Here is a 9,870-nt window from a genome sequence, read left to right as displayed (position 1 = left end):
GCAGAAAGGAGCTGGAGACCCGCAAAAACTGAGTAATTTCTGGCGAAGCGGGCTGGCTTGATGACGTCGAGGTTGCGGGACGCACCAAGGGCATCATTCGGACCGATTTTCACGATGCCCGGCGTTGATTTCGCCGGTTTTGCGGACTTGCAGACAGAGTCAGGCTGCGGCTTTTAGACGCTCGTGGAAGGTCAGCCGATTGAAGTTGTAGGCCATGTTGCAAAGGGTCAGTTTCGCCTCAGCGCGGGCGAGGCCGATGGTGCGGATGAACAGGTTGAACCGGTTTTCTGATGCGCGAAGACGTGCTCAACATGCGCACGGATCGAGGATTTGGCGGCATTGGCCCGCGCTGTGGCCTTCGACATCGGCTTGCCCATGGGTTTGCGCCGATGAATACGGGACGTGAGCATCTGGTCCGACAGCCACTTCTCGTTGCGCATGGATCGATAGGCACTGTCTGCCCAGACCTTGGAACTGGTATTGTTCGTGCTGACGACCTGCCGGAGAAAACGCCCGTCCGCTGCTGACGCCGAAGTCACAGCCATCCTCGGATGAAGCCGAAGCGTCGGTCGATGCTGATGTGGGATTTATAGCCGAAGACCGGCAGGGCGATCATGGGGAGCGGCGTCCCATCTGCCCGATACCGGACTTTTCCGCCGACCTTGAGTGTCCAGCGAGCGTTGGTATCCTTCTGTGCTGCCTTGTTCGGCTCGTCCGGCCAAATGTCTCTGGCGCTCTGCCTGGACATTGGAATATAGCCCTTCTTCTGGAGTTGCCAGTCAAAGGCCTTCATCACCCGCTTGAGCGTTCCCGTCTTGGTCAGGCAATTGCGAAAATGCCGGATCGTGTTCTCGTCCGGCGTTCGATCATGGACGCTTTCAAAAAAACTTCCCGACAATCCTGAAGTCTCACACCGGCCATCTGCCGCGCGGCAAACGGATCGAAATCTGGTGCCGGGACGAAGCGCGGACCGGGTAAAAGAACAGTGTCGTCCGGCAATGGGCCAAACGGGGACACGGCCACGCTAGCCTACCGACCTGCGCTATGCCAATGCATGGCTGTTCGGGGCAATCTGTCCCGCACGTGGCAAAGCCGCAGGTCTCGCTCTCCCGTTTATCGGCAAGGACAGCATGCAAGTGCACATCGACGAGATTTCATACTCCGTGTTGCTCGGGGCGCTCATGCCGTCGTGCTTCTCGATCGGGCGCCATGGCATACGACCGCCAAACTCAAACTGCCGCGCAACATCAGCCTGATCTTTCTGCCATCGCGTGCTCCCGAACTGAACCCGATCGAAAACGTCTGGCAGTTCCTCCGTGTCCACTGGCTAGCCAACACCATCTTCGATGACATGGACCACATCATCAACGCCGCCTATAACGTGTGGAACAATCTTGTCGCTCCCCCGACCATCCGTTCCATCGGCCTCACAAAATGGGCTTATAAAGGTCAAAGGTGATAGCCGTTGGTATTATCTGGAGTTTGTTGTCAAGATCATCTGCCGTCGTGACGGGAACAAAGGCTTCGAGGCTCCCACCCCGCCGATGGGTCGTCGAGCGGACGTTCGGCTGGATGACCCGGTGACGACGCCTTGTGCGCGATTATGAGCGACGCATCGACGTCTCAAACGCCATGACCCTCGTCGCCATGGGGGCCAATTTCATCCGCAGAAACGCTCATCCGTGACTTTCCAAACAGGCTCTTAGAGCGGAATTCGACCTGTATGAAACTGTAGGGGTACCCAAGGGGGCATATTTGTGATTCATCATGATGACCGGCGGGGAGGGCGGTGGTCATGTCGAAAGCTCTGCCCGTTGATCTTCGCAGCCGTGTTCTGGCTGCTGTTTCGGGAGGCGCGAGCCACCGTGTTGCTGCGGCGCGTTTTGGTGTGAGCGCTGCGAGCGTGAGCCGATGGCGTGCGCTCGAACGGGAGAAAGGCACGGTCACGCCCGGTCCTCTGGGCGGAGATCGACGTTCGGGTCGCCTTGAGAAACATCATGACCTGATCCGTCGCCTTCTGGCGGAAAAGCCCGATATCAGCACGAGCGAACTGCAAGCGGCCTTGCGCGACCTGGGCATGATTTTGGCTACGGCTCCCTGTGGCGTTTCTTCAAACGTCATGGGCTGACGCGTAAAAAAGACCGGTCACGCCACCGAGCAGGACCGCCCCGATGTCCTGATCCGGTGGCAGGAGTGGATCGAGGGGCAAAGCGATCTGGATCCCGACCGGCTGGTGTTCATCGACGAAACCTGGGCCAAGACCAACATGACACGGGCGCATGGTCACTGCCTGCGCGGTCAGCGGTTGCAGATGGGGTTTCCGCACGGACACCGCTGCACGACAACCTTCGTTGCCGGACTGACGACACGGGGAATGGTGGCCCCGTTCGTCATCAGCGGTCCCATCAATCGATTGTCATTCGAAACCTACGTTGAACGTGTCCTTCTGCCAGAACTACGTCCCGGCGATATCGTGATCATGGACAACCTTTCCAGCCACAAAGGTCCCCGCATGCGGCAGTTGATCGAAAGCGTCGGTGCCGAGCTTCGTTTCCTTCCGTCATACAGTCCCGATTTCAACCCCATCGAGATGGCCTTCTCGAAGCTCAAGGCCCTGCTCCGCAAGGCAGCGGAGCGCACCCGCGCCGGATTATGGAACGTTATCGGCGCCCTCTCCGAAAGCTTTATCCCAAACGAATGCGTCAACTATTTCAGAGCCGCAGGATACGATCCAAACAGATCGGATTAGACTCTAATAACCATCTTCGGTCTTAAAGGTCCGGAACTAAACCGTGACACGTCCACTGGCGCTCTTCCCCGACTTGATCGCTTCGCGTTCGCTCTCGGTGTTCCGCTGTCTTGGCGCAGGCACCACCGAGGCGTCCACGATCTGCCTGGACATTGGAATGTAGCCCTTCTTCCGGAGTTGCCAGTCAAAGGCCTTCATCACCCGCTTGAGCGTTACCGTCTCGGTCAGGCAATTGCGAAAATGCCGGATCGTGTTCTCGTCCAGCGTTAGATCCCCGAGCGACAGCCCCAGAAATCGTAGCCAACTCCGCCGATCGCGGATCATGAACTCCATCCGGGCATCTGACAGATTATGCTGCGCCTGCAGGATCAGGGCCTTGAACATCATCACCGGATCGAATGGTGAGCGGCCGCCTTTGCTACCATCGCCACAACCAAGCCCTTCGACCAGCCACGCCCGGAAATACTCGAAATCCACCGTCTCGTGCAAAACCTCGAGCGGATCGCCCTCCTTGCTCAATGCATCAAGGTGATCGCTCAAACTGAACAGGGACTTGGGATCCATAGCAGGCCTCCGTGATCGCGTAACTTAAATGAATCACCATAGCCGTCCAAACGCTACCGGTTTTTACGGGCTTCCAGCTTGCCCTGCCAGTCCTGCGGGATCCGTCCTGCACGCGGATCGGCTTTTTCCGCATTGGCATTGCGTTGCATGGGAGCCGCTACCAGTGCGGCATTCAGGATCTGGCCTGACATCGGCCGGTAACCAGCGTTCCGCAGGGTGGCATTAAAGCGCTCAAATAGTGTTTCAATGGCACCCGCCCGGGTCAGGTGTTCGCGAAACAGCCAGACTGTTTTGGCCTCCGGCACGCGGTCCGACAGCCTCCGCCTGTATTCCAACGATACTGCGTATCGCCGGAACCTTGCGACTCCGCCCCAGACCAAGGAAGCGCATGAAGGACAGGCGGTCGTTGATCAGGTATTCCGTCCGCTCATCGGACAAGTTGTTCAGCGTCTGGATGACCAGAATTTTGAACATCAGAACACGATCAAACGGAGGACGACCGCCTTTACTTCCGTCTGAATAGGCTAGCGCCTTGTTCAGTTCTGGACGGAACACCTCAAAATCCACAGTCCGCGAAAACGCTTCAGGTTGGTCGCCGAGCCCACTCTAACCGAGCAAGCCGCTCTTAAACATCAAAGAAACCAGACTGTGTCATGAGCCACTCCTCCAATCATCACACAAGAGATGGAATCAGAGAGAAGGGCCCAAAACCAGAGGGTTTTTAGAACCCTCCACGTGATTTAAAGAGAAATTATTTTCCATATATTAATACTTGATCCAGATGTAGAAAATTACGTCCAAGAAGAACTATTCTAATAAATCGGGCATGAAAATCGGTATGAATATGAAAAGGCTGAGTCAAAAGACTGCCCACAGGAATGGAATCTTTCTTTTCATATAACGTGTTGTACACATACCCATCTGTAGAAAATTCAATTTTTATATTTTGGCATCTTGAGGCTAAATGATCAGAAACATTGTAAATAACAATGTCTGTAACGTTTGACATTTTTCCTAAATCGACCTCCCACCATGGGTTATTTTCCAAAGATGTGTGAAATTTAGGAATGCCGTTTATAATACCATTAACAGCATTTTTTGCATCTGAATGAACATCGCTGCCAATAGACCATTCGCTTATGCTACTTTGAATGCATGGTTTATTTTGAGATATTAAAGTGCCTGTAACAGGCGAGGCAACACGTTTATTATATGCTTTGTGAATTAGCTTGTTCCAATAACTTGTAAGACTATCGTCTTGCTGGGCGTTAAACTCGAGTAATGATTTTTCAAGAGCTGCACGCTGGCTTTCTGCGCTGGTATCCCAGATGACCTGACCAGAAAAAGATCCTGCGGTTCCTCGTTTCACTCGATGCTCGAGATATTCGTATGATTTGATCATATAATGATGGACAGTCGCAGTACACTCAATTTTTTCTATCTGCTCTTTTGAGAGATTATGTATGGAAAATTCTTGTCGCCCCAACACATCAACAGCATTAATTTTTTTATAACTATGCCAGAGTGGGTTGTGCCAGAATCCAAATCCCGCTTGAGAAAATATTTTATCATCCATTAATGATTCTGTTTTACAAATATATTTTGTATATTCGTTTATGCCAACTCCACGTCGATTGTAGTTTTCCAGAACAAGTCCGGTGGGATTTTTTTCGAATCCATTGTGACCAAATACTAACCAATAAAAAACGATGCAATCAGCATCCGGGTAGTGTTTTGTAAGGGTTGAGATATCTGAAAAAGCTGGAATATTTAGAAATTCATCAACATCAAAGAAACTGACCCACTCTGTTTCCTGATGGTAATTGGTGAGGAAATGTAGATACATCTGATGTTGTAACCCTTTAAAGGTAAAATCAACAAATGTAACAAATGGATCCTTCCCTACTACAAATGGTAGTATGGTTTTATAAAGTTCTTCAGGGTTGTCATCGTTGCAGTACAGATACACGTGATCATAACCAATGGATTTGTAATATGTAAGCCATTCCATAATATAGGGTGATTCCCACCGGGCGCATACTACAACGGAACACTCGTATTTTTTCATTGAAACATACCTTGATTAAGAAGAGATCATTTTTATGATAATTTTGCTGATATATTAATTTTTTTCTTACAAAGCTTCATTCCCAGTTTCTCGCGTTCTGATTCGGATGACCTGATTGAGTTCACTTACAAAAATTTTGCCATCACCAATTTTTCCTGTGTGTGCGGCGTCAAGGATAGCTTCAATGACTTGTTCAACCTGAGTGTCAGAAACGGCAATCTCAATCTTGATTTTAGGTAAGAAGCTAATCCTGTATTCTGCGCCACGATAAATTTCTGTCTGGCCTTTCTGGCGGCCAAAGCCTTTTACTTCAGAGACAGTTAGGCCCTGAATGCCAAGGGGGGCAAGCGCTTCACGGACATCATCAAGCTTGAATGGCTTTATAATTGCTGTCATCAGCTTCATGAGATCCATGTCCTTGTTGCTATTGCAGGCCAAAAAGGCTGAACGCCCGCGTTAAGTCTTCTTCGGCTCAAAATATGCCAGATTTTTGCATGGTTGACGAGCCTTCCTGTTTGGCTCTTCTGCTGAGGTTGGATAAAAAGAGGAAAGCTTTTTGCGCAAAACTGCGGCTTTGGGCTGAGGTAACGCGCATTCTGTATGAGGAATAATGCCAATGGCTGCCGCATCTGCGTCTGTGGTTCAGAACGCTGTCATATCTTCACATCAGCCCGTAATGGATGTCGATGTGTGTATTGTCGGTGCTGGGCCCGTTGGGGGTTCTCTAGCGTGTCGTCTCGCGGTGGAGGGTCTGCGTGTTGCAATTGTAGACCGTGCCGATCTGCCGCCGATGGAACATCCTGATTTTGATGGCCGTGCCTATGCGATTGCCGCTGGTCCTAAAAAGCTCCTTGAAGAGGCTGGTATCTGGCAGGCTCTGCCTTTGTCATCCTGTCCGATTGAGGATATTCTTGTAACAGATGGTCGACCGGGAGAGCCTGCTTCCTCGCTATTTTTGGAATTCACCCGCGCGGATGCCAATCAGCCGTTTGGCTGGATGGTGGAAGCGCGTGCTCTGCGTGTTGCTTTGAATGCCACGCTTCATAATATGCCGAACATTACGGTACTGGCCCCAGCAGAAGTCAAGGTGGTTCGAAAGCCAGAGGGGGCTATAGTTCATCTGCAGGATGGACGGTCATTCAGGGCTTCTCTGGTTGTGGCGGCTGATGGACGCAAAAGCCGCCTACGCTCGGAATCTGGAATTCCACTCACAAAACTGTCTTATGGGCAAACTGCCATTGTGTGTGCGATTGCGCATGAATTTCCACATGACAATGGTGCTCTGGAGCACTTCCTGCCAGCTGGCCCGTTTGCTCAACTTCCGATGGCAGGAACAGAGGAGCACCCTTATCTTTCGGCTATTGTCTGGAGTGATAAAGACGCTTTGGCGCAACGCTTTGCTGATCTGCCGAATGATGTCTTCGCTCGGGAGGTCGAGCGACGCATGGGCAATCACAGGCTCGGAAAAGTGACACCAGTTGGTCGTCGTTGGGTATATCCTTTGTCTGCACAATATGCACAGCGTTATACAGATACGCGTTTGCTGTTGGTTGGAGATGCTGCACATGGGATTCACCCAATTGCAGGGCAGGGACTTAATCTGGGGTTCCGGGATATTATTGCTTTAAGTGATATTCTGGTAACAGCGCATTCCAGAGGAGATGATCTGGGAGCACCTGCGTTGTTGGCATGTTATCAGGCGCGTTGTCGTCCCGCGAATATGCTCATGCTTGCCGCAACGGATACACTTGATAGATTGTTTAGTAACGATAATCCTATCATCAGACTGGCGCGTGATATCGGGATTGTCGGAGTGCATCGTTTGCCGAAATTGAGAAAGGCTTTCGTAAAGCACGCCATGGGGCTCTAACGCCGGATGTTCAGGGCTGGGTAGAGCATCTGGCGACCGATATAAAGGACCTGCCTATGAACAGGCTGCATACGTCTTCCATTCTCTCCAGTCATTTTGACGAAGCAGGCATATGTTCGCCAAAACTGGAGCTTTTATGGCAGCATATGGTTGCGGAGGCATGCGTGTGCCATGATCCTTTGGTACGCGGGCTGTTGGCAACAGGAATAAAAAGTCACGCAGATTTTGCATCGGCTCTGGCTGCTTTGCTGGGACGGAAGCTGGGGGACAGGTCTGTTGCTGCAGATGCGCTGGCAGAACTGGTAAAAGAAGGTTTTGACGCTCAACCAGAGATAGTATGTGCGGCTGCTGCGGATATTGTTGCTATTCGCGAGCGTGACCCTGCGTGTCCGGATTATGTGGCACCCTTCTTATTTTTCAAAGGTTTCCATGCTGTTCAAAGCTATAGGATTGCACATTGGCTCTGGCGTGCCGGGCGGCGGCATCTGGCGTTGCATTTGCAGAGTCGTGGTTCAGAATTATTTGGCGTGGATATTCATCCGGCAGCCAGCCTTGGTCGGCGCATTCTTTTTGACCATGGGACAGGTATTGTTGTGGGAGAAACGTCTATTATTGAGGACGATGTGTCTATCCTGCAGGAAGTTACTCTAGGGGGAACAGGTAAACACTCCGGGGATCGTCACCCTAAGGTGCGCAGGGGAGTGCTGATTGGTGCCGGAGCGAAGGTGTTGGGTAATATCGAAATTGGTGAGGGTGCCAAGATTGGTGCAGGGTCAATTGTCTTGGAATCAGTTCCCGCATTTACGACGGTTGTTGGGAATCCGGCTCGTAAAGTGGGCACCAGACATTCGAGTATGCCAGCTTTTACTATGGATCAGACATTGCCGCCAATTGATTACATTATTTAAGAAAAACCCCGCACATTACAGTGCAGGGTTTTTTCAGATCAGGCTTTCTTTATGTGCAGGGAAAACTTGGGTGTGTCTTTGCTGTCCAGAATGAAGCGTCTGATACCGTTCTGAGATGGTGCTTCTTGAAAACCTGAGCGGATATAGACGTCCCGGCAAGGAGTATTATGAGCTGTTTCTTTGATTGTTGCTGTGATGTTTGTTTCACCCTGATGGATATAGCGCAGGAATTGAACCGCTTCCGCAATAGCAAACTCTTCCACTCCCGTTTCCGGTAAGTGACGAGTCATGACATATTGGACTATTTCAGTCCCTTTCAGATATAGAGCGCCAACAAGGCCGTAGTCTGTAAAATTGTCTTTGGCCATAAAGGTAAGAATTTTTCCGCCGGATTTAAGGAAGTCGGCAATATTTTCAAAAGACCAATGCTGACCACTCGTATTGAATTGGTTGGACTCGTTGGTCAGTTCTAGAGTGCGCTCGAACTCTGCTTGCTCGGTGCTTTTGATATTGATAAACGATACCTCGCAGTTCAGCGGCGTTAGGAACTCTGAACCATCCATGCTGGAGCGTTTGTCTTCTGTTCTAGCTTGCTCATGGATTATTTGTGCCTGCTTGCCAGATTTTCCCACCCTGTGAACGATTTGGGTTTCTGCTGACCATAGCAGGATGCGGCGCGTTAGATAAGGATTGCCGCCGATGACTCGAATTCCAGGCAAAGCCGATACTACGGCAGCGTGTTCTACGGGGTTAGCATCGACAAAAAGCATGTTTTTCGGCTCGATGTTAAATTCCTGGCAGATTTCAGCGAGATTCTGAGTCTTGGGTAGTCTGTTGATTTTGACAGATGAGAAATCGTCCAGAGAAAGCAGCTTAGGTTCGACCACATCGTCCCAGCGGGATTTGACGTAGTCATAATCGTCTTTAGAACAGATCGCTACAAGGATGCCCCGTGCTCGTAGAGAGTGAATAGCTCCCCATAGTCCCAAAGGCCAGCCATCGGTGCGTGGCCAAGGTTGATATCCCAGACGATAATTCTCAGAAAGCTGTCCACGCCATAAAGTGTTATCCAGACTAAATACAACAGCTTTGACCTGATCAATTTGCCTAATTGTTCGATATGCAGTGACCATCTGACGGAAGATAGCGTCCAGAAACGCTTCTTTTTTGACAGGATAGACTGTTTTCAACGGAGGAATGGGCTCATTTCTGGCGATTGAGCCGAAATCATCCCAGTCCTGACAGGCTACAGCGCCGTGAGAGTGGAAATAAATAGTATCATCAAGAATATAACGTTTACCAATTGTTGAGGTGATAGTATCTACATTCAGAAGGTAGGAGTTTTTATAGGTTGTAATTTTCTCTCTTAGGTAATCATTCAGTTTTTGAGTAAGTGTTATCAGATCATTGCTGCCGCCACGTTCATTCAGACTAGAAGCAGTGCTTATTTGTGGAACAATGAAGTTGGACACGAATGTCAGCATACCGTGCTGCTCATTGTAGATCATTGCGCTGGCCAGCATAGTATCAATAACGCTGTAGGCATCTTCGAGAATAGTTCTGGCAAAGCCATTCTCATTAAAGCGAAAACCCCAGATTACACGGTCACTCAATACGGAGCACAAAGGAATTTGCAGATATTGAAAGCTGTAGTCTGAAGGGGGGGAGGGGGGGGTGTCTGGCAGGGCACTGACAAAATTATACGGAATAT

The 9,870-nt window shown here is 50.4% G+C and carries 8 protein-coding genes and 4 pseudogenes; 5 read left to right on the top strand and 7 right to left on the bottom strand.

Annotation, left to right across the window (positions count from 1 at the left end; translation table 11 throughout):
- Positions 1-227: 227 nt before the first annotated feature.
- Both AD949_RS14355 and AD949_RS14350 read right to left on the bottom strand, forming a co-directional pair.
- On the bottom strand, positions 228-539 hold the full coding sequence (locus AD949_RS14355) for a transposase (RefSeq protein ID WP_244926410.1): 312 nt from the start codon (positions 537-539) through the stop codon (positions 228-230).
- Complete coding sequence (locus AD949_RS14350; protein ID WP_248845767.1) at positions 536-898, bottom strand: hypothetical protein; 363 nt, start codon at positions 896-898, stop codon at positions 536-538. Before AD949_RS14350 ends, AD949_RS14355 begins: the two co-directional genes overlap by 4 nt.
- On the opposite strand from AD949_RS14350, the pseudogene AD949_RS00405 reads away from it, so the two are divergent.
- The 3 pseudogenes from AD949_RS00405 to AD949_RS13525 form a co-directional block, all read left to right on the top strand.
- Positions 877-1,459 (top strand): annotated as a pseudogene (locus tag AD949_RS00405) (IS630 family transposase); the annotation flags it as partial. The gene AD949_RS14350 and the pseudogene AD949_RS00405 overlap by 22 nt on opposite strands.
- A 13-nt stretch (positions 1,460-1,472) precedes the next feature.
- A pseudogene (locus AD949_RS13530) lies at positions 1,473-1,686 on the top strand (transposase); the annotation flags it as partial.
- Between the two features lie 109 nt (positions 1,687-1,795).
- A pseudogene (locus AD949_RS13525) lies at positions 1,796-2,749 on the top strand (IS630 family transposase).
- 36 nt (positions 2,750-2,785) lie between these two features.
- Here AD949_RS13525 and AD949_RS00390 read toward each other — a convergent pair.
- The 4 genes and pseudogenes from AD949_RS00390 to AD949_RS00375 form a co-directional block, all read right to left on the bottom strand.
- Entirely contained in the window at positions 2,786-3,313 is a 528-nt protein-coding gene (locus tag AD949_RS00390) for a transposase (protein ID WP_248845766.1), read from the bottom strand.
- A 77-nt stretch (positions 3,314-3,390) separates the two neighbouring features.
- A pseudogene (locus tag AD949_RS00385) lies at positions 3,391-3,968 on the bottom strand (transposase); the annotation flags it as partial.
- 96 nt (positions 3,969-4,064) lie between these two features.
- Complete coding sequence (locus AD949_RS00380) at positions 4,065-5,381, bottom strand: glycosyltransferase family 2 protein (protein ID WP_048836619.1); 1,317 nt, start codon at positions 5,379-5,381, stop codon at positions 4,065-4,067.
- 66 nt (positions 5,382-5,447) lie between these two features.
- A complete protein-coding gene (locus AD949_RS00375) occupies positions 5,448-5,786 on the bottom strand; it encodes a P-II family nitrogen regulator (RefSeq protein WP_048836631.1) in 339 nt (112 codons plus the stop codon).
- Between the two features lie 211 nt (positions 5,787-5,997).
- Here AD949_RS00375 and AD949_RS00370 point away from each other — a divergent pair, with 211 nt between their 5' ends.
- Both AD949_RS00370 and cysE read left to right on the top strand, forming a co-directional pair.
- Complete coding sequence (locus AD949_RS00370) at positions 5,998-7,251, top strand: UbiH/UbiF/VisC/COQ6 family ubiquinone biosynthesis hydroxylase (protein WP_048836620.1); 1,254 nt, start codon at positions 5,998-6,000, stop codon at positions 7,249-7,251.
- 146 nt (positions 7,252-7,397) lie between these two features.
- The gene (gene cysE, locus AD949_RS00365) at positions 7,398-8,159 is read left to right on the top strand and encodes a serine O-acetyltransferase (RefSeq protein WP_371277387.1); all 762 of its coding nucleotides are present in this window, start codon (positions 7,398-7,400) and stop codon (positions 8,157-8,159) included.
- A gap of 38 nt (positions 8,160-8,197) precedes the next feature.
- Here the strand turns inward: cysE and AD949_RS00360 are convergent.
- Positions 8,198-9,870: HAD-IIIC family phosphatase (locus AD949_RS00360; RefSeq protein WP_061504592.1), on the bottom strand; the 1,673-nt coding region annotated here is incomplete at its 5' end.

Origin of the sequence: Acetobacter orleanensis (assembly GCF_001581005.1) — a bacterium.
GTDB lineage: Bacteria > Pseudomonadota > Alphaproteobacteria > Acetobacterales > Acetobacteraceae > Acetobacter > Acetobacter orleanensis.
The sequence above is the reverse complement of the archived record's forward strand: the minus strand, read 5'-3'. Positions and strand labels throughout refer to the sequence as shown.